Annotated in this window: 20 protein-coding genes; 14 read left to right on the top strand and 6 right to left on the bottom strand. The window is 69.8% G+C overall.

What is annotated here, in order from left to right; all coding sequences use genetic code 11:
• Window positions 1-47: 47 nt before the first annotated feature.
• A complete protein-coding gene (locus DAETH_RS07210) occupies window positions 48-881 on the bottom strand; it encodes a hypothetical protein (protein ID WP_264777232.1) in 834 nt (277 codons plus the stop codon).
• Between the two features lie 190 nt (window positions 882-1071).
• Between DAETH_RS07210 and DAETH_RS07205 the strand changes: the two genes are divergently transcribed.
• From DAETH_RS07205 to DAETH_RS07180, 6 genes are all read left to right on the top strand, one after another.
• Entirely contained in the window at window positions 1072-1434 is a 363-nt protein-coding gene (locus DAETH_RS07205; RefSeq protein WP_264777231.1) for a hypothetical protein, read from the top strand.
• A 57-nt stretch (window positions 1435-1491) separates the two neighbouring features.
• Window positions 1492-3786, top strand: a complete 2295-nt coding sequence (secD, locus tag DAETH_RS07200; protein ID WP_264777230.1) for a protein translocase subunit SecD — start codon at window positions 1492-1494, stop codon at window positions 3784-3786.
• 193 nt (window positions 3787-3979) lie between these two features.
• Window positions 3980-4783 (top strand): intradiol ring-cleavage dioxygenase, encoded by an 804-nt coding sequence (locus DAETH_RS07195; RefSeq protein WP_264777229.1) that lies wholly within the window; start codon window positions 3980-3982, stop codon window positions 4781-4783.
• 221 nt (window positions 4784-5004) lie between these two features.
• On the top strand, window positions 5005-6699 hold the full coding sequence (gene ilvD, locus DAETH_RS07190) for a dihydroxy-acid dehydratase (RefSeq protein ID WP_264777228.1): 1695 nt from the start codon (window positions 5005-5007) through the stop codon (window positions 6697-6699).
• A gap of 66 nt (window positions 6700-6765) precedes the next feature.
• Complete coding sequence (locus DAETH_RS07185; protein WP_264777227.1) at window positions 6766-7680, top strand: restriction endonuclease; 915 nt, start codon at window positions 6766-6768, stop codon at window positions 7678-7680.
• Between the two features lie 162 nt (window positions 7681-7842).
• A complete protein-coding gene (locus tag DAETH_RS07180) occupies window positions 7843-8619 on the top strand; it encodes a methyltransferase domain-containing protein (RefSeq protein ID WP_264777226.1) in 777 nt (258 codons plus the stop codon).
• Here DAETH_RS07180 and DAETH_RS07175 read toward each other — a convergent pair.
• From DAETH_RS07175 to DAETH_RS07160, 4 genes are read right to left on the bottom strand one after another with little or no spacing between them, the layout of a single operon-like run.
• Window positions 8616-9020 carry a type II toxin-antitoxin system VapC family toxin gene (locus tag DAETH_RS07175; protein ID WP_264777225.1) on the bottom strand — a complete coding sequence of 135 codons (405 nt, stop codon included), beginning with the start codon at window positions 9018-9020 and terminating at the stop codon, window positions 8616-8618. The genes DAETH_RS07180 and DAETH_RS07175 overlap by 4 nt on opposite strands.
• Complete coding sequence (locus DAETH_RS07170; protein WP_264777224.1) at window positions 9017-9325, bottom strand: type II toxin-antitoxin system prevent-host-death family antitoxin; 309 nt, start codon at window positions 9323-9325, stop codon at window positions 9017-9019. The genes DAETH_RS07175 and DAETH_RS07170 overlap by 4 nt, the downstream gene beginning before the upstream one ends.
• Before the next feature lie 44 nt (window positions 9326-9369).
• Window positions 9370-10551: an acyl-CoA dehydrogenase gene (locus DAETH_RS07165; RefSeq protein ID WP_319993741.1), complete on the bottom strand. Its 1182-nt coding sequence runs from the start codon at window positions 10549-10551 to the stop codon at window positions 9370-9372.
• Window positions 10552-10588: 37 nt separating this feature from the next.
• Complete coding sequence (locus DAETH_RS07160; protein ID WP_264777223.1) at window positions 10589-10849, bottom strand: hypothetical protein; 261 nt, start codon at window positions 10847-10849, stop codon at window positions 10589-10591.
• A gap of 270 nt (window positions 10850-11119) precedes the next feature.
• On the opposite strand from DAETH_RS07160, the gene DAETH_RS07155 reads away from it, so the two are divergent.
• The 8 genes from DAETH_RS07155 (at window position 11120) to DAETH_RS07120 (ending at window position 18219) form a co-directional block, all read left to right on the top strand.
• Window positions 11120-11422, top strand: a complete 303-nt coding sequence (locus tag DAETH_RS07155; protein WP_264777222.1) for a hypothetical protein — start codon at window positions 11120-11122, stop codon at window positions 11420-11422.
• A gap of 76 nt (window positions 11423-11498) precedes the next feature.
• A complete protein-coding gene (gene mreB / locus DAETH_RS07150; protein ID WP_319993740.1) occupies window positions 11499-12539 on the top strand; it encodes a rod shape-determining protein in 1041 nt (346 codons plus the stop codon).
• A gap of 69 nt (window positions 12540-12608) precedes the next feature.
• Window positions 12609-13037, top strand: a complete 429-nt coding sequence (fabZ, locus tag DAETH_RS07145; protein WP_264777221.1) for a 3-hydroxyacyl-ACP dehydratase FabZ — start codon at window positions 12609-12611, stop codon at window positions 13035-13037.
• Window positions 13038-13182: 145 nt separating this feature from the next.
• The gene (locus DAETH_RS07140) at window positions 13183-14328 is read left to right on the top strand and encodes an LptF/LptG family permease (RefSeq protein WP_264777220.1); all 1146 of its coding nucleotides are present in this window, start codon (window positions 13183-13185) and stop codon (window positions 14326-14328) included.
• A gap of 80 nt (window positions 14329-14408) precedes the next feature.
• A complete protein-coding gene (locus tag DAETH_RS07135) occupies window positions 14409-15515 on the top strand; it encodes an MGDG synthase family glycosyltransferase (RefSeq protein ID WP_264777404.1) in 1107 nt (368 codons plus the stop codon).
• Window positions 15512-16777 carry a polysaccharide deacetylase family protein gene (locus tag DAETH_RS07130; RefSeq protein WP_264777219.1) on the top strand — a complete coding sequence of 422 codons (1266 nt, stop codon included), beginning with the start codon at window positions 15512-15514 and terminating at the stop codon, window positions 16775-16777. Before DAETH_RS07135 ends, DAETH_RS07130 begins: the two co-directional genes overlap by 4 nt.
• Before the next feature lie 23 nt (window positions 16778-16800).
• Window positions 16801-17544, top strand: coding sequence for a class I SAM-dependent methyltransferase (locus tag DAETH_RS07125; protein WP_264777218.1), 744 nt, complete (start codon window positions 16801-16803; stop codon window positions 17542-17544).
• Window positions 17545-17598: 54 nt separating this feature from the next.
• Window positions 17599-18219 carry a LysE family translocator gene (locus DAETH_RS07120; protein WP_264777217.1) on the top strand — a complete coding sequence of 207 codons (621 nt, stop codon included), beginning with the start codon at window positions 17599-17601 and terminating at the stop codon, window positions 18217-18219.
• 22 nt (window positions 18220-18241) lie between these two features.
• On the opposite strand, the gene DAETH_RS07115 is transcribed toward DAETH_RS07120, so the two are convergent.
• Entirely contained in the window at window positions 18242-18754 is a 513-nt protein-coding gene (locus DAETH_RS07115) for a metal-binding protein (protein WP_264777216.1), read from the bottom strand.
• Window positions 18755-18772 lie beyond the last annotated feature (18 nt).

Below are 18772 nucleotides of genomic sequence, written 5' to 3'. Positions count from 1 at the left end.
GGCGGTCTCCCACACGGGGCCGCCCCTCTTCTCTTTGTATGGGAGGCTCAGGAGCCTTGGGTGCCGGGGGTGGTGTTGCCTGGGTTGTTCGGCTGGGTGGGGGCGCGCGGGGTGCCCTGGCCGTCCCGTCCGGGGTAGCCGTGACCGGCATGTCCGAAGTTCAGGCCGAAGTTCTCGTCCGCCTGGGCGCGGGCGAGGAGTTGCTGGGCCTGGGCCTGGGAGAGACGACCGGCCTGCTCCTCGGCGGCGAGGCTGGTTCTCAGGGCGGCGACGGCGGCGTTGTGGACGGTCTGGGTGCTGACGCCCCTGGCCTGGGCGATCTGGCGAACGGTCTGTCCGCTCTGAAGCTGCCCCACGAGCGCCTGCTCGCTCAGCCCGAGGGTGCGGGCGACGGCGGCGGCGATGGCCCGACCGAATCCGGCGCGGGGGCCACGGTCATCCATCCGGCCGTCGGGTCCACCGCGACCCATGTGGCCCCGCCCACCGAAACGGCCGAAGTTCAAAGGCGCGTCTTGCAACCGGGCCTTGAGGTCGGCGGCACGGCCTTCAGGGATGTCCCCGTTGCGCACCGCCTGGTCGATGGTGGCGTTCCCGGCGGCGACGGCGGCGGCCCGCAGGCGCTCGACGGTGATGCCGAGCCCTGCGGCGAGGCGTTGCAGGAACAGATCGGCGTAGTTCGTGCCGCTGGACTGACGCTGCCGCGAGGGCGTCTGCCCGCCGCTCTGGGTGCCCTGACCCTGCTGTTCCGGCTGGGCCGGTTGCACTCGCTGGGGGTTTGTGGACGTTCCCGCCGCGAACACCAGGCCCGCCGTGAGGGGCAGGGCGGCGGCGAGGGCGAGCAGGGCCGTCTGGCTCTTGGAGTTGGACTTCACTGGGTTCACGCTCCTTCTGAGGGGCGCCCGGCCAGAGGGAACCGGGCACGGCGCCAGGGTGGGGCGGGGCCGTTAAACGGGGGCTAACGCGGAAGAGGGTGACGGATGGGCTGTCCCGTCCCGGGAGCCTTGCTATGCTGGGGCGCTCCGTCGCACGGCCCGGCCCTACCGGGAACGACTCGCGCGCGGCCCTCCGAAGATGCCCACCCCCGAGCCCGTCCCCCCCCGCTCCACCGTGACGCCGCCCTGGCGGTCGCGGCTCCTCGCGTGGCCGGGCGTGCTGACGCTGCTCTCGGTGCTGGCGGTACTGCTGGGGCACCACCCGCCCATGCCGGATCAGGGACCGAGGGCCACGGCGGGCACCGTCGCCCCGGCCCTGCCCGAGTTGCGCCCGGCGCCGCAGCCCACCCCCGCGCCCGCCCTGAGCGCCGCCTCACCCCCCGAGCCGTTCCGGGTTGCCGAGCGGGCCGACCGGGCCCTCGGGCACCTGCCGATCTGGGCTCCTCCCCTGCCGGAGCGCAGCCTCGCCCTGCTGGGACGGCGGCAGACGGACGGAGGCTAGAGGAAAGGTGGTCGACCGCAACCGGCGCCTCTCCCCTTTCCAACCCGGAGTCTTTCCGTGACCTACAACAACCCGAACCGCAACCGCAACCGCCGCCCGCCCCCTAAGCGCGTGGCCCCGACGCCGGGCAAGCCGAACCGCTGGACGGGCCTGCTCCTGCTCCTCACCCTGCTTGCCAGCCTGGCGTACATCTGGCGGCCCTGGGAACACCCGCAAACCCCGTTCTCGCTGTGGAACGACAAGTACCAGTTCATGACGCTGGGCCTCGACCTCAAGGGCGGCCTGCGGATCGAACTCGCCCCGGAGGGCGGACCCGCCACCCGCGAGGAACTCGACCGGGTGAAGACCGTCATCGAGAACCGCATCAACGCCCTGGGCGTGGCCGAGCCGACCGTGACCGTGGCGGGCGGGCGCCGGGTCGTGGTGGAAATCCCCGGCGCGACCCCTGCCGTGCAGCAGCGGGCGCGCGAGATCATCCAGCGCACCGCCCGCCTCGAATTCCGCGTCGTGAACCAGGGAGCGCAGCCCGACCCCGGGCTCGCGCAGCAGAAGCCCGAGACGGGCGGGTACAAGCTCTCCGACCTCGGCCCGGTGCAGGCCACGGGGGAGGTGATCGCCAATGCGCGGGCGGCGACCGACCCCACGACCGGGCGCTGGGTGGTGACCTTTCAGAACACGGACAAGGGCGCGCAGACGTTCGGGGACTTTACCGGGAAGAACGTCGGGCGGCTGATGGCGGTCGTGCTCGACGACCAGATTCAGTCGGTGGCGACGATCCAGCAGCGCCTCTTCCGCGACGTGCAGATCAGCGGCAGCTTCGACGCCGAGGAGGCCGGGCAGCTCGCCCTCGTGCTGAAGTCGGGCGCGCTGCCCATCAAGATCAGGACGGAGGCGGAGCAGGCCATCGGCCCGACGCTGGGCGCCGACGCCATCCGCAGCGGCGCGATTGCCGCCGTGGTGGGCATCGGGCTCGTGTTCGCCATGCTCTTCCTGTACTACGGCTTCTGGTTCGGGCTCGTCGGCGCGCTGGGCCTGCTCTTCTCCAGCGTGATCATCCTGGGGATGCTGGGCGGCTTCGGCGCGACCCTGACCCTGCCGGGCATCGCGGGCCTGGTGCTCACCATCGGCGCGGCGGTGGACGGCAACGTGATCTCCTTCGAGCGGATCAAGGAGGAACTCGCGCGCGGCAAGGGCATCAAGAACGCCATCGGGGCCGGGTACGAGCACTCGACCGCCGCGATCCTCGACGTGAACGCCTCGCACCTGCTCTCGGCGCTCGCGCTGTACAACTACTCGACCGGTCCGGTGAAGGGCTTCGCCGTCACGCTGATTATCGGCGTCCTGGCCTCGACCTTCTCCAACCTCGTGTTCGCCAAGTGGGGGATGCAGGTGCTGGCGCAGCGGAGGCCGAACATCGGCGCCCGGCAGTGGATCAAGAACACCCGCATCGACTTCATCAAGGCCGCGCCCATCGTCACCACGGCGAGCGTGCTCCTCGCCATCGTCGGCGGGATCATCGTGGGAACCAGGGGGCTGAACTACGGGGTGGACTTCGCCAGCGGCACCACCCTGACCGTGCGCACGGGCGGGCAGACGACCACCGAGCAGGTGCGTGCGGCGGTGGCGGGGGCCGGGGTCGCCAAGGTCACCCCGCAGAGCGCGACCATCCAGCGCACCGTGACACCGGGCCTGAGCGGCGCGCAGTACACGGTGAAGGTGCCCGAACTCACGGCGCCCGAGGTGCAGCGGGTGGGCACCGCCGTCGCCCGGCTGCCGCAGGGTCAGGTGCAGGCCAGCGAGACGGTCGGCCCCGCCGTGGGGCGTGAGCTGACCCAGAAGACGGTCTACGCCGTGCTGCTCGGCCTGGGCCTGATCCTGATCTACGTCGGCTTCCGCTTCGACTTCATCATGGGGCTGGGCAGTATCGTGGCGGCGATTCACGACGTGGCAATCGCGATGGGCCTCTTCAGCCTGCTGGGCCTGGAGTTCACCATCGCCAGCGTCGCGGCGCTGCTCACGTTGATTGGCTACTCCTTGAACGACTCGATCATCGTCTCCGACCGCATCCGCGAGAACCTGCGCGAGATGCGCGGTCGGCCCTACCGCGAGATCGTGAACACCTCGATCAACCAGACGCTCTCGCGCACGATCATGACCTCGGTGAGCACCATGCTGCCCCTCCTGAGCCTGCTGATCTTCGGCGGCCCGGTGCTGCGCGACTTCAGCCTCGTGCTCCTGATCGGCATCCTGGTCGGCACCTATTCCTCCATCTACATCGTCGCCCCGATGGTCGTGTACCTGGAGGAGTGGAAGGATAAGCGCAAGGCGAGCGGGCGGGCGGTCAAGGCGTAAGGGGAACCGTCAGCTTTCAGCCATCAGCAGTCAGCCAAAGGGGCGGCTTCCGAGTGGAGGTCGCCCCCCTCGCTTTCTGGGTTGGGCGGTCGGCACGGCCAGCCCTATCGCTGCTTTCAGGAGGGTGCCCACCTCCAACCCAGCTCTAACCGGCGACCCGTACGCTGCATCCACCCTTCCCAGGAGGTCTGCCATGAACGCGCATCCACAGCACGACGACCCGGACAACGACGACGAGACGGTTGGAACCCTGCTCAGCAGGAGAACGGCCCTGCGGCTGCTGGGGCTGGGCGGCGCGGGGCTGGCGGTGGGCGGCGGCGTGCTCGCCCAAGGCACCCTGGCACAGCGGCGCGGTTCTCCCCCCGGTGGGGCGGGCGGCACGGGCGCGAGCGGCGCGGCCAGCCTGCCGGGCTGCGTGGTGCGCCCCGCTATGACCGAGGGGCCGTACTTCGTGGAGGAGGAACTGCGCCGCTCGGACATCCGCCGGGACACCACCACCGGACAGGTCAGCGCGGGCGTGCCGCTCACGCTCACCTTCGTTACCTCGCGCGTGGCGGTGGGCGCCTGCCAGCCACGCGCGGGCGTCCTGATCGACGTGTGGCAGTGTGACGCGCTGGGCGTCTATTCGGGCGTGCAGGGGGGCGGCGGCGACTTCTTGCGGGGCTCGCAGGTCACGGACGCTCGGGGCCGGGCGACCTTCACGACCGTCTACCCCGGCTGGTATCCGGGCCGGGCCGTCCATATCCACTTCAAGCTGCGGCCCCTGAACGCGGGCGGGCAGGCGACCGGCGAGTTCACCTCGCAACTGTTCTTCCCCGAGGAGGTCACCGACCGGGTACACGCCCGCGCCCCCTACAGCCGCAAGGGCAGGCGCAACGTCCTCAACGCCGAGGACGGCATCTACCGCAACGGGGGCAACCAGCTTCTGCTCAGCCTCACGGGCAGCCCGGAGCAGGGATACAAGGCGACCTTCGACGTGGGTCTGAACATCGGTTAGGGGCGGGCCGCGCAGGGTGCTGACGCTCTTTTCCTCTGCTGCGCCGCTCTGTAAGTCCCTCTTGAGGGGGGAGGCCGGGTAGGGGTAAGCAGGCAGGGCGCCCAAGAAGCGTCACCTCATGACCCCGTGCGGTCTTCCCAGGTGGAAGGTCGGAGGCGGGCCCAAGCCCCTGTCTGTGCCGCCGTTCTTTTCCCCCTGGAGGATTGGCGTAGCTTGAAGGCATGACGGACACCACAGCGAAGAGGAAGCTCAACTGGAACAGCCACCACGTCACGCAGGGCGACGAGCGCGCCCCCAACCGGGCGATGCTGCGCGCGGTGGGCTTCGGGGACGGCGACTTCGAGAAGGCGATCATCGGCGTGGCGCACGCGCAGAGCAACATCACGCCGTGCAACAACGGGCTGGGCGAGCTGGCGGGCCACATCACGGACGCGATCCGCGAGGGCGGCGCGATGCCGCAGGTGTACGGCACGATCACGGTCTCCGACGGCATCAGCATGGGCACGGAAGGGATGAAGTGTTCTCTCGTCAGCCGCGAGGTGATCGCCGACTCCATCGAGACCGTCTCGCGCGGGCAGTCGCACGACGGCGTGATCGTGGTGGGCGGCTGCGACAAGAACATGCCCGGCGCGATGATCGGGATCGCGCGGCTGAACATTCCCGCCGTCTTCGTCTACGGCGGCACCATCAAGCCCGGGCACCACGACGGCAAGGACCTCACCATCGTCTCGGTGTTCGAGGCCGTCGGCGCTTTCGGGGCGGGCAAGATCGACCGGGCGGAGTTCGAGGCCATTGAGAAAAAGGCCTGTCCCGGCAACGGCGCGTGCGGCGGCATGTACACGGCGAACACGATGAGCAGCGCCTTCGAGGCGATGGGGATGAGCCTGCCGTACTCCTCGACGATGAGCGCGGTGGACGCGGAGAAGGCGACGAGCAGCGCCGACTCCGCCCGCGCCCTGATCCGGCTGATCGAGCAGGACATCCGCCCGCGCGACATCCTGACGAAAGAGGCGTTCGAGAACGCCATCACCGTCGTCATGGCGGTGGGCGGCTCCACGAACGCCGTGCTGCACCTGATGGCGATTGCCCACGCCTGCGACATCGACCTTTCGCTTTCGGACTTCGAGCGTATCCGCGAGCGCACCCCCGTCTTCTGCGACCTCAAGCCCAGCGGGAAGTACGTCGCCACCGACCTGCACGAGGTGGGCGGCATCCCGCGCGTGATGAAGATGCTGCTGGGGGCCGGGCTGCTGCATGGCGACTGCCTGACGGTAACGGGCAAGACCATCGCCGAGAACCTGGCGGACGAGCCCGGTCAGCCCGACGAGGGACAGGACGTGATTCATCCCTTCGAGGAGCCGATCTACACGCAGGGGCACCTCGCCATCCTGCGCGGGAACCTCGCGCCGCAGGGCTCGGTCGCCAAGATCAGCGGCCTCAAGAGCATCAAGATCACCGGCCCCGCCCGCGTGTTCGACTCCGAGGAAGAATGCATGGCGGCGATCATGGGTGACCGGATCAAGGCAGGGGACGTGCTCGTCATCCGCTACGAGGGGCCCAAGGGCGGCCCCGGAATGCGCGAGATGCTCTCCCCCACGAGCGCGATCATCGGCAAGGGGCTGGGCGACAGTGTGGGCCTGATCACCGACGGGCGCTTCTCGGGCGGCACCTTCGGGCTGGTCGTGGGGCACGTCGCTCCCGAGGCGTTCGTGGGCGGTCCCATCGCGCTCGTGCAGGAGGGGGACACCATCGAGCTGAACGCCGAGACGCTGCAACTCACCCTGCACGTGGACGAGGAGGAGCTGGAGCGGCGGCGGGCGGCGTGGGTGGCCCCTGAGCCTCGCTACAAGCGCGGCGTGCTGGCGAAGTACGCGCGGCTGGTGAGCAGCGCGGCGGTGGGGGCGTACACGGACTGAGCGGAGGTTGGAAGGAGGGCCGTCCATCTGGAGCGGGCGGCCCTTTTGCCTAGGATAGGTTGAGATATGGCTGTACCGGATTTTCAAGCCTTCATGCGGCCCATTCTGCATTTGATTCAGGACGGTCAGGATCACCGGATCAGGGACCTTTACGAACCACTCTCACGGCACTTCTCGCTGACAAACGAAGAGGTGCAAGAACTTTTACCGAGTGGTCAACAGGCCAAGTATGTCAACCGCATCTTGTGGGCAAAATTCCACCTGAGCAAGGCGGGCGCAGTCGTCAGCCCAAGTCGGGGCACCGTGCGGATCACTGAGCAGGGCCGACGCCTTTTGCAACAGCACCCCAATGCTGTTTCCATGCGGGAACTGAGTACCATCCCTACCTACGCGCAATTCGTGGGACGTGGGAAGGCAAGCGCCGACCCTCCAGCGGAGCCGCAACCGACCTCAGCTACTTCAACAACCTCACCCGAGGAGCAACTCGATGCCCTTTACGCCGAACTCAACGCAGCACTCGCCGACGACCTGCTGGCCCAGGTTACGCAGCTCACGCCGCAACAGTTCGAGGCGCTGGTGGTGCAACTGCTCGTGGCGATGGGCTACGGCGGAACGACCCGCGACGCCGGACAGGCCCTTGGCAGAAGCGGCGACAACGGCATCGACGGTCTGGTCAAACAGGACCCGCTGGGACTGGACAAGGTGTACTTGCAGGCGAAGAAGTGGCAGAACACCGTTCACAGTCCGGAAATTCGGACCTTCGCGGGAAGCCTCAGCTACCACAAGGCCAGCAAGGGGGTGTTCTTGACGACTTCCAGCTTCAGCGATGGGGCCAGGGAGACCGCAGAACGTCTCGGCAACATCATCCTGATTGACGGGCCGAGGCTGGCGGAGTTGATGATTCAATACGGCGTCGGTGTCATCATCCGCACGACCTATGCCCTCAAACGCGTGGACAGCGAGTTCTTCGAGGGCATCTGATTCCCCATTGTCTACCCTCCCCCACCCTGCTACTTTGTCTCCATGCCACTGACGGGCTCGCTTCTTACCTCTGGGGTTCGCTAGAGGGAGTAAGCCCATCCCCGACGCGCCCCGCCCGAGCCTGGGCGGGTTTTTTCTTGCCTTACGGCAGATTGGAGACCGATGAACCCTTCCGAACAGCCCCCGACCGACCACTGGCAAGCCGCCCACTACCGCGACCGCCACGCCTTCGTGTACGAGTCGAACCGCGACCTCGTGACGGGCTGGCTCGCGCCGCAGCCGGGCGAGCGCATCCTCGACCTGGGGTGCGGGACGGGGGAACTCACCGTGCAGATCGCCGGGAGCGGCGCGGTGGTGACGGGCGTGGACGCCTCGCCGGACATGATCGCGGGAGCGCGGGCGCAGCACCCCGGCGTGACGTTTGAGGTCGAGAACGCGCACCACCTGGCCTTTCTCGCGGAATTCGACGCCGTGTTCAGCAACGCGGCGCTGCATTGGATGAACCCCCTGCCCCCGGTGTTCGCCAACATCCACGCGGCCCTGCGCCCCGGCGGGCGGCTGGCGCTGGAGATGGGCGGGGCCGGAAACGTGGCGGGCGTGCGGGACTCGGTCGAGCAGGCACTCAACGACCTCGGCCTGCCCACCCCGCCCTCCGTTTGGGTCTTTCCCACCCCTGGCGAACTCGCCACTCTGCTGGAGGCGGCAGGCTTCCGGGTCGAGCGCCTGCACCGCTTCGACCGCCCCTCGGTGCTGAGCGGCGCGGACGGGTTCCGGGCGTGGCTGGAGGGCTTCGCTGGAGGCTGGCTCGCTCCACTTGGAGACGGCGAACGGCAAGCCGTCCTGACTCGCGCCGAGGAACGGGCCCGGCCCCGGCTGTGGAACGGTCAGGACTGGGTGGCCGACTACGTGCGGCTGCGGGCGCTGGCGGTGCGGCCCTAAAGGTCTTCGGGGTACAGCACGCCCAGTTCCAGAATCTCGCCTGGCCGGAAGTCCTTGCGGTTGTTCGTGAGGAAGGCGTCGGCTCCGGCCTCCACGGCGGAGGCAAGGTGCAGGGCGTCCGGGGCCCGAAGGCGGTAGGCGGCGGCGAGCTGGGTGGCGAGGAGGGCTGTGCTGCGCGTGATGTCGCGCAGACTGAGTGCAGCCAGCAGGTCTCCGAGAAGTCGAAGCTCCGTGTCCCTCCCCTCACGCAAGGGTTTGGCGAGCACTTCCGTGAGAAGGAGGACGGAACCGACATGGGTCTCCGGTCCGGCTTGCTGAAGGAGTCGCCGAACTGACTCGCCGAGAGGGTGACCCTCGCTGGCAGCGTAAATCAAGACATCACTGTCGAGCGCGTACTTCACTCGCTCTCGTTTCTCTGGCGGTCGACGTCCTGAACCAACTCCTCGGCACGTTCGGGGCGGATGCCCTCGCCGGACAGCCTCAACCCATTTTGACGGACACGGTTTCTCGCTGCCTCCAGTTGTGCGCTGAGGGCGTTCACGGCGACAGTGTTCGGCGTCACCACACGGGAACGCAGCCGCTCGGGGTGGACCAGCGCGGCGACCACCACCCCGTTCTGGACCACCTCGATCTCCTCTCCGGCCTTCACCTGCTCCACCGCCTCACGCAGGTTCTGGCGAAGCTGGCTGATGTTCAGTCGGGTCATGCCGAAGTGTACAACGGACGTACTTTGAGCGTACGCCAGCCCTCTTAGCCCACGATCTCCCCGAACACCGCCCGGCTGATCACAAGCTGCTGAATCTCGCTGGTGCCCTCGTAGATCTCGGTGACCTTCGCGTCGCGGTAGAGGCGCTCGACCGGGTACTCGCGGCTGTAGCCGTTGCCGCCGAAAATCTGGATGGCGTCGCGGGTGGTGTCCACGGCAGCCTCCGAGGCGAGGAGCTTGGCGATGCTGGCTTCCTTGCCGTGGGGCAGGTTGCGCTCGCCCAGCCATGCGGCCTTGAGGGCGATCAGGCGGGCAGACTCGATGCGGGCGCTCATCCGGGCAATCTTGAAGGAAACGCCCTCGAACTCGCGGAGCTTCTTGCCGAACTGCTCGCGCTCGGCGGCGTAGCGGGTGGCGTGCTCCAGCGCGGCGCGGGCGATCCCGAGCGCCTGCATGGCGATCCCCACCCGCCCCGAATCGAGGCTGGAAAGGGCGATGACGAGGCCCTGGCCCTCCTCGCCGACCATGTTCTCCCCAGGGACGCGCACGCCGTCGAAGGTCACGGTCGTCGTGTGCGCCGCGTGCAGGCCCAGCTTCTCCTCGGGCCTGCCGAAACTCAGGCCGGGGGTGCCCTTCTCGACGACGAAGCAGCTCACCCCGCGAGCGCCGGGGCCGCCCGTGCGAGCCATCACGAGGTAGGTGTCGGCCTGGCCGCCCGAGGTGATCCAGGCTTTCGAACCGTTCAGGACCCAATCCTCGCTGTCGCGCGTGGCCCGAAGTTGCAGGCTGGCGGCGTCGCTGCCCGCCCCGCTCTCGGTGAGGCAAAACGCCCCGATGTGCTCCCCGGTGGCGAGGGGCCGCAGGTACCTCTCGCGCTGGGTGTCCGTGCCGTAACGCAGGAGCATCTTCTCCGGGAGGCCGTTTTGCACGGAGACGATCACGGCCACGCTGGCGTCGGCGGCGGCGATCTCCTCCAGGCACAGGGCGTAGGTCACGGCGTCGAGCCCGGCGCCGCCCCACGCCTCGGGCACCGTCGCCCCCAACAGGCCCAGTTCGGCGAGGCCACGCAGTTGCTCGCGGGGGTACTCGCCGCTGCGGTCGTACTCGGTGGCGAGCGGGGCGATCTCCGCCCGGCAGTAGTCGCGGACGTGCGAGACGATGAGCCGCTGGTCGTCGGAAAGGGCGAACCCCATGCCGAGGTCGGGGGCACTGGCGGTGGCGGTCATGTCCCCACGCTACCAAACGGGCGTTCGTTCGGGGGTGTCAGCCTTCACCGAGCGCCCCGGTCAGCGCCTCCTCGATGCCGCGCCCCCGCCAGCCCGGGTCCACTCCCAGGGCCTCGCCGTCCTCCCACTTCAAGGCCGCGCCGATCACCGCGCCGCCCGCGATGGCGAGGGCCGCTCCGGTCAGGGTGCCGGGCGGGGCTCCCGGGCACAGCCTCGCCGCCGCCGCCTTGAGATGGGGCGCGAGCGGAAGGGGGGGCCGGGTGACGCGGACGCGGGCGGGCAGGGACGGGCGGCTCACGGGGCGGAGTCTACCGCCCGGGGGCGGCCAGGCTTTTCTCTCAAATAGGTTCAGGATGTCTACGACGGCAAGGAAGCGTCGTTCTGTTGCCCCTCTCCCCGGGTGGGACTTGCAAAGCTGCGAAGCAGAGAGGGCGTTGCGAAGCAACGGGTGAGGGGGCGTGTGACCACCCCAGCCGCTCACCCAGGGCCAGGGAACGCCTCGCCCTCTGCCGAGAGAAAGGCCTGGGGGGGGCCTCCTTCGGCCCCTTCTCAGGCGGCACCTCCTACAATGCGCGGCGATGACGGCGACGATCCGGACAGCGAGGCGAGGACGAGGGTGCGGGCGCTGAGGTGGGGGCTGGTCCTCCTGCTCCTGCTGGCCGTGGTGGCGCTGGCGGCCCTCACGCTCGGGGTGTTCGCCACGCTCAACCCGAACGCGCCGCTGTGGCTGCGCTCGCTCGGCAGCCTGGAGGGCGTGCTGAGCGCGCAGGCGGGCCTCGGGGAATGGGGGGGTTTCGACCGCGCCGTGGCCCTGACGGTCCTGACGAGCCTGCTCGCGGGGCTGGCGGCGTACCTGAAGCCGAGGGGCTGAACGTGGGCGGCAAGACTGCTTCGGGGCGCTTTCATGGCCCGTGCTACGATTGGGGCGTTTTGAGCGGAGGCATGGCGTGAGGTTTTCTGAAGACATCGGCATCGATCTGGGCACCGCGACATTCCTGATCTACAGCAAGAGCCGGGGCCTGGTCCTCCAGGAACCCAGCGTGATCGCCATGACGCGCGACAGCAAGCAGGTAAAGGCCGTCGGCGAGGAGGCCTACCGCATGATCGGGCGCACACCGGGCGGGATCATCGCGGTGCGGCCCATCAAGGACGGCGTGATCGCGGACGAACTCCTCACCGAGCGGATGATCACCATGTTCCTGCAGAAGGTGCAGGGCGGGGCGGGGCGGCTTTTCGGCCTCAAGCCACAGCTCATGGTGGGCATTCCCAGCAACGTGAGCGACGTGGAGCGGCGGGCGGTGCTGCGCGCGGCGCTGAACGCGAACGCCCGCCGGGCCTTTCTGATCGAGGAACCCCTGGCGGCGGCCATCGGGGCGGGGATCAAGATTGCCGAGCCGGTGGGCAGCATGATCGTGGACATCGGCGGCGGCAGCAGCGACATCGCGGTGATCTCGCTGGGCGGGATCGTGGTGAGCGAGTCGCTGCGGGTGGCCGGGGACGAGTTCGACGAGAGCATCATCCGCTACGTGCGGCGCAAGCACAACGTCCTCGTGGGCGAGCGCACCGCCGAGGAGATCAAGGTCAAGGTGGGTGCCGCCACCCTCCTCGACGAGAGTGAGAACCTGACCGCCGAGGTGCGGGGCCGCGACCTCGTGAACGGCCTGCCGAAGACGATCACGCTCGACACCCGCGAGGTGGTCGAGGCCCTCGCCGAGCCCGTCAGCCAGATCGTCGAGGGCGTCAAGCGGGTGCTGGAGATCACCCCGCCCGAACTCGTGAGCGACATCCTCGACCACGGCATCGTGATGACGGGCGGGGGCTCGCTGCTCAGGAACTTCGATCAACTCATCCAGCAGGCGACGAACATCCCCGTGCGGGTGGCGGACAATGCCGTCGAGGCCGTCGCCGTCGGCACGGGCATGGCGCTGGAGATGATCCCGGTGCTCGGCGACAGCCTGGTGTCGAGCGACCACTACCTGCGCCGCTGACCCCCGCGAGACCTCGACCGGGGGCTGAGTATGGCCCCTGCCTCTCTCACGCCCCCTGGAGACGACCCGATGGAACCCCTCCTCATCCAAGACGTGCTGCGCGTCCTGCCGCACCGCTTCCCCTTCGTGCTCGTGGACCGGGTGCTCACGGCCGGGAACGGCGAGGTCCACGCCCTCAAGAACGTCACCGTGAACGAGCCCTTCTTCCCCGGGCACTTTCCGCAAGAACCCGTGATGCCGGGCGTATTGATCGTGGAGGCGCTCGCCCAGGCGAGCATGTTCTGCCTGCACGGGGAGCTGGAGCCGGGCACGGTCGGCTACCTCGCGGGGGTGGAGGGGGCGCGGTTCAGGCGCAAGGTGATTCCAGGCGACCAACTGCACCTCTATGCCAAACTCGACTTCCTGCGCCGGGGTCTGGGCAAGACGACCTGCCGGGCCGAGGTGGACGGGCAGGTGGCGGCGGAGGCGACGATTCTCTTCGCGGTGGGGAAGGGGTAAGTGGGAAGTGGTCCGTGGTGAGTGGTGGGCGGCGACCCATGCTTGACGATGTGCTCCTCGGGGCCCGGGGGGGGTGGGGGGAGGGCGGTCGGCCTTCCTCCACTGACCACTCCCCACTTCCCACTTCCTGCCCCGAAGGGGCCAAGTGACCCACCTCACCCGCTACGTCACCCGTGAGCTGCTGCCGCCGCTGCTGGCGGGCACGCTGCTGTTCACGGCGATCCTGAGCTTCGGGTACTTCTTCGTCAGCAGCCAGTGGCTGCGGGGGGTGCCGCCACTGCTGGTCGGGCGGTGGATCGGGTATCAGGTGCCCGACACGCTCGTCAAGATCTTCCCGATGGCGGTCGTGCTGATGACCGTGGTGGCCTTCGGGCGCCTCGCCACCGAGCGCGAACTCGTGGCGGTGCAGTCGGGCGGGATCGGGCTGGGGAGGGTGGCGCGGCCCGTGGCGGTGGTGGCGGGAGTCGTGACCCTGCTCGCCGTGTGGCTGAGCCTGTGGATCGCGCCCCGGGCGAACGTGGAGACGCGCGGCTTGTACTGGGACGTGCTGACGGGGGCGGGCCTGGGGCGGCTGGCCGGGCAGACGCTCGACCTGCGGGGCGGACTTACCCTCTCGCTTGCCGGGTACGACCACGAAACGCGGCAGATGAGCGGCGTGCGGGTGGAACGCTGGCAGCCCGGCGACCTCCGGCGCGGCACGGTGATCTTTGCCGACGCGGGCACCTTCGAGGGCAACGTGCTCACCCTGACGGGGTATCAGGTGTTCACCGTGAACTACGGGGCGGCGGCGAAACTCGCGCGGGTGCCCGAGGACGACCCGGCGGCCTTCCGCGCGGCGGTGCAGGAGGTCTTCCCCAGCGTGATCCTCCCCGAGCGGCCGAGCGACGTGCTGACCCTCGATACCGGCCTCTCCCGGCAGGAGACCTTCGCCCAGTACGCGGACGCCATCGGGGCGGACTCGCAGGGGTGGCGTGAACTGACCACGGCCCTGACGAGGCCGGGCGTGCCCCAGACCGAGCGGCAGGACGCGCGGCTGAACCTCAACCGCAAGCTGGCGCTGCCCTTCGGGAACCTCGTGCTCGCCCTTGCCGCCCTGCCCTTCGCGCTGCGCTACGGGCGGACGCTGGGCGTTTCGCTGGGCATCGCGCTGATGATCGCGGTCGCGTATTACCTGCTGTTCTTCGTAGGGCTGACGGTGGCAGGGAATCTGCCGGGGTTGCCCGAGGTCGGGGTGTGGCTGGCGAACGTGGTCTTCGCGGGGATGGGGATATGGCTGCTGAGGCGCGCGTGAGGGAGGATTCGCAGGACGCCGTGGGCGGGACGCGGGAACAGCCGCACACCTCACACAACGTCCCGTCTCCCTCTCCCGAGTTGCGCGCCCTGATCCTCTCAGCGTCGTTCGGGAGCGGGCACCACCAGGCGAACGACGCGCTCGACCGGGCGTTGCGGGCGGCGGGGGTGCGGCTCGACGCCCGGCACGCGGACTTCATCTCGTACCTGAACCCGCTGGAGCGGGCGGTCACGGTGGGCACCTATTCGGCGTGGCTGCGCTACGCACCGGGGATGTACCGGGCCTTTTACGAGTGGACCGACCAGGAGACCGAGCCCCGGGAGCTGACCGGGACGTTCGGCTGGCTGGGCCTGCGCGGGATGCTGCGTGACGTGCGGGAGGTGCGCCCCGAGGTGGTCGTAAGCAGTTTCCCGACACCCGTGGCGCTGGCCCACACCGCCCGTACCCGGCTGGGGACCGACTTTCTGAACGCCCTCGTCGTCACCGACTACCGGATTCACCACCACTGGGCGCGACCCGAGGCGGAGTTGCTGATGGTGCCCACCGAGGAGGCGCGCGAGCAGATGGGCCGCTGGCGCATTCCCGAGGCCGATGTGACCGTCACCGGCATCCCCATCTCGCCCAGGTTCCGGGAGCTGATCGGATCGGACCGGGCAGCCCTGCGGGAGCGGCACGGGTTGAGGGCGGACGAGCCGCTGATCCTGGTGTCGGGGGGCGGGACGGGCACCTACCGGGCGCTGGGGCGAGTGCTCGCCGAGTTGGCGAACCTGGGGCGCCGGGTGCAGGTACTCGTGCTCGCGGGGGCGCGGAGGCGGGGCGTCTGGCGGACGGGGGGCGCGACCATTCACGCCCTGGGCTTCACCCGGGACTTCCCCGAACTCCTCGCCGCCTCCGACCTCGTGGTGGGGAAGGCGGGGGGGCTGACGGTCGCCGAGGCCACCACGCTCGGGGTGCCGCTCGTCATCCACGACCCCATTCCCGGGCAGGAGGAACACAACGCCGACTACCTCGTCCGCCACGGGGCGGCCCTGTGGGCGAAGGGGGTGGCGGACGTGCGCCCTGCGGTGCTGCGCGCCCTCGACCCGGACGAACACGCCCGCCTGAGCGGGGGCGCGACCGCCGTGAGCATCCCCGACGCCGCCGACCGGGTGGCCTGCGCCCTGCTGCGCAAACTGGGGCGGTTATGAGACGGCGGGGCTGGCTGGGACTGGGCGCCCTCGCCCTGCTGGGGTACGTGGGTCTCCCCTCCCTGGTCGTGCAACGGCTGAACCTGGGCCTGATCCGCGAGGGGCGGCAGGGGAAGAAGGCGCTCGCCCTCACCTTCGACGACGGGCCGAACCCCACGACCACCCCCGCCGTCCTCGACGCCCTGAGGGGGGCGGGCGCGCGGGCCACCTTTTTCGTGATCGCTTCCCAGGCGGAGGCGCACCCGGAGTTGGTCGCCCGGATGATCGCCGAGGGGCACGAGGTCGAGCCCCACGCGGCACGGCACATTCACGCCTGGCTGAGGACCCCGTGGGGCGCCTTCCTCGACCCGGGGCGGGCGGCGCGGCGGGTCGGGGCCGTGACGGGTCGGCCCGCGCGGCTGCACCGCCCACCCCACGGCGCCTACACCCTCGCCACCATCCTCGGCCAGCGCGCGGCGGGGGTGACGGGCGCCCACTGGACGGTCGAGGGGCGCGACTGGCACCCGCAGTCCACCCCGGAGAGCGTGCGGGCGCGGGTGAACGCCCTGGCCCACCCCGGCGCGGTCGTCGTCCTTCACGACGCGGGGCCGGGGGCGCGGAACACGGTGCCCGCCCTGCCCGGCCTCCTCGCCGACCTGCAGGGGCGGGGGTACGCCCTGGTGCCGCTCGGGGAACTGGACGGGGCCGCGCCGCTGACCCTCCGGAGCCTGCCGCGCCGCCTGCTGGGGGGCCTCGACGGGCTGGTGGACCGGCTGGGAGGCGTCCAGCCCGGCGGGGGACGGGCGGACAACCTCTTCCGGGTGGGTCGCGTGCGCTTCGCGCTGGAGGGCGTCAGGCTCGCGGACGGCACTCCGTTGCCGCGCGGCATCCCCGCCGCCGAACTTCACCTCAACAGCCCGCTCCTCGTGGATATCGGCCTGCGCCGCGCCTTCCGCCTCGCCCAGGGGGACTTCCGCGACCTCGCCCGGGACCTCCAGAACCGCCCGGAGCTGAAAGGCGCGCAGGTGGTGTTCGGCATCAGCCCCTTCGCGCCCCTCCTCGCCCTGCTGGGCTTCGAGACCCACGAGCTTCCCCCAGCCGCCGCCCGCCGTCTGCGCCTGTGGTCACGGGTGCTGCGCCGCGCCTACCGAACCGAGGGCGCCCCCCCCGAGACACGGCTGAGCGTGGTGCCCCGGGAGGCGTTCCTGGAGAGGTTCGGGGAGCCGGTCAGTGGTCAGGAGTCAGCGGGAAGTGAGAAAAGACCCTGGCCCACTCACCACTAACCACTTCCCACTACCCTCTCCCAGTGAACTACGACGACTTTGCCGAGCTCTACGACCACCAGTACGACGTCTACCGCGACGACCTGCACTTCTACGCTGGGGTGGCGGAGCGCGTCGGCGGGCCGGTGCTGGAGGTGGGGGCGGGGACGGGGCGGGTGACGGCCTTCCTCGCGCGGCGCGGCGTGCGGGTGGTGGGCCTGGAGCCCAGCGCGCGGATGATCGAGCGCGGAAGGGCGCGAGCGGCGGAGGGCGGGCTCACGCTGGAGTTCGTGCAGGGGGACGCGGAAAGTTTCGCGCTGGAGGAACGCTTCCCCCTGGTGATCGCCCCCTTCAACTCCCTGATGCACTTATATACGCCGAACGAGCAACTGGCCGCGCTGGAGAACCTGCGGGCGCACCTCCGGCCCGGCGGCGCCTTCGTGTTCGACCTGTACGTGCCCCGCTTCGGGGAGATGAACACCTTGCGCCACGAGGGCGAGACCTTCCACGCCCCGGACGGCTCGCGCACCGACGTTTTTCTGGTGCAGCGTCACGACCGGCCCCGCCAGCACGTCACCACCGAGTATTTCGCGGACACGACCGCCCCGGACGGCACCCTGCGGCGGCGGCACTACACCCTCACCCAGCGGTATTACACCCGCTACGAGGTCGAGTGGCTCTTGCGCTGCGTGGGCTTCGAGCCGCCGCGAGTGAGCGGGAGCTTCCAGGGCGGGCCGCTGGAGGAGGGAAGCGACGTGATGGTGTTCCAGACGCGGCGGGAGGGGTAGACAGGCTCGCCGACCCGTGCCGCCGCCTCCGCGCCTTCCACGTTATGCTCAACCATGATTGACGCCCACCACTACAGCACCTTCCTCCTGGCGGCCCTGGTCCTCGCGGTACTCCCCGGTCCCGGGCTGCTCTACGTTCTGGCCCGCAGTCTGGGAGGAGGGCGGCGCGACGGGGTGCACAGTTCGTTCGGCACCCTCGTCGGGGGGATGGTCCACGTGTTCGCCTCCGCCGTCGGGCTCTCCGCCCTGATCCTCGCGTCCTCGCTCGCCTTCAGCGTCGTGAAGTACGCGGGGGCGGCCTACCTGATCTACCTCGGCGTGCGGACCCTGCTGTCCAGGGAGCAGCTCCACCTCGACGTGGAGGGCGTTCGTGGGCAAAATCACGCCTTCAGGCAGGGCATCGTCACCGAACTGCTCAACCCCAAGACCGCGCTCTTCTTCCTGGCCTTCATCCCGCAGTTCGTGAACCCGGACGCGGGGGGCGTGTTCTGGCAGTTCGTGCTCCTCGGAACGACCTCTGTCGTGCTCAACACGCTCGCCGACCTCCTGGTGGCCGCGTTCGCCGGACCGCTCGGGGCACGCCTTCGGCTCGACCCACGGTTTCAACGCGGTCGGAAGGTGGCCTCGGGCGGCGCGATGATCGCCCTCGGCACCTACGCGGCGGTGGAACGCTGAGCGGGTCGGCGTCCCTGCCCCCTCACCTCCCCAATTTCCGCATTCCCCGCCGCATCCCGTGGTCGGGCCTCACCCCGTCGGCGACGAGATGGAGCCACTGGCTGAGGTAGTAGCCGAGGAGGACGGGCACGAGGAACTTGAGGCTGATAGGCTCGGGGATGCCCGGCAGGGGCACGTCGGGCACGAACGTCCGCAGGAGGCCGACCACGAGGGCGACGATCACGGCGACGTAGGCGAGGCGGGTCAGCGGCCCGACGACCCAGGTGTGCGAGAGGCCCCGGTGGCTGAAGATCATGCCGTAGGGCACCCACAGGGCGCCGAGCAGGCCCCAGTGGCGCTTGCTGTCCACCCGCCCTTCCGCGAGGTCGAGGTCGGGCGAGAGGAGGAAGGTGCCCGCCGCGAACCCCAGGGTGAAGTTCAGCGCCTGCACGGGCGTCACGGTGACGAGCCCCGCCCGGGAGGCGACGAGCACCCCGGCGGCGAGAACGCTGTAGGCGGCGATGTTGATGAGGTTGTGAACACGTCCGCTGGGCACGCCCCCATTGTGGGGCCC

The organism is Deinococcus aetherius (assembly GCF_025997855.1).
GTDB lineage: Bacteria > Deinococcota > Deinococci > Deinococcales > Deinococcaceae > Deinococcus > Deinococcus aetherius.
The sequence above is the reverse complement of the archived record's forward strand: the minus strand, read 5'-3'. Positions and strand labels throughout refer to the sequence as shown.

Excerpts from the sequence above, each read along its gene's own strand:
- DAETH_RS07155 (WP_264777222.1), top strand. The coding sequence starts at position 11,120 with ATGCGCGGCGATGACGGCGACGATCCGGACAGCGAGGCGAGGACGAGG.
- fabZ (WP_264777221.1), top strand. The coding sequence starts at position 12,609 with ATGGAACCCCTCCTCATCCAAGACGTGCTGCGCGTCCTGCCGCACCGC.
- DAETH_RS07205 (WP_264777231.1), top strand. The coding sequence starts at position 1,072 with ATGCCCACCCCCGAGCCCGTCCCCCCCCGCTCCACCGTGACGCCGCCC.
- DAETH_RS07165 (WP_319993741.1), bottom strand. The coding sequence starts at position 10,551 with ATGACCGCCACCGCCAGTGCCCCCGACCTCGGCATGGGGTTCGCCCTT.
- DAETH_RS07120 (WP_264777217.1), top strand. The coding sequence starts at position 17,599 with ATGATTGACGCCCACCACTACAGCACCTTCCTCCTGGCGGCCCTGGTC.
- DAETH_RS07195 (WP_264777229.1), top strand. The coding sequence starts at position 3,980 with ATGAACGCGCATCCACAGCACGACGACCCGGACAACGACGACGAGACG.
- ilvD (WP_264777228.1), top strand. The coding sequence starts at position 5,005 with ATGACGGACACCACAGCGAAGAGGAAGCTCAACTGGAACAGCCACCAC.
- DAETH_RS07130 (WP_264777219.1), top strand. The coding sequence starts at position 15,512 with ATGAGACGGCGGGGCTGGCTGGGACTGGGCGCCCTCGCCCTGCTGGGG.
- DAETH_RS07180 (WP_264777226.1), top strand. The coding sequence starts at position 7,843 with ATGAACCCTTCCGAACAGCCCCCGACCGACCACTGGCAAGCCGCCCAC.
- DAETH_RS07185 (WP_264777227.1), top strand. The coding sequence starts at position 6,766 with ATGGCTGTACCGGATTTTCAAGCCTTCATGCGGCCCATTCTGCATTTG.
- DAETH_RS07170 (WP_264777224.1), bottom strand. The coding sequence starts at position 9,325 with ATGACCCGACTGAACATCAGCCAGCTTCGCCAGAACCTGCGTGAGGCG.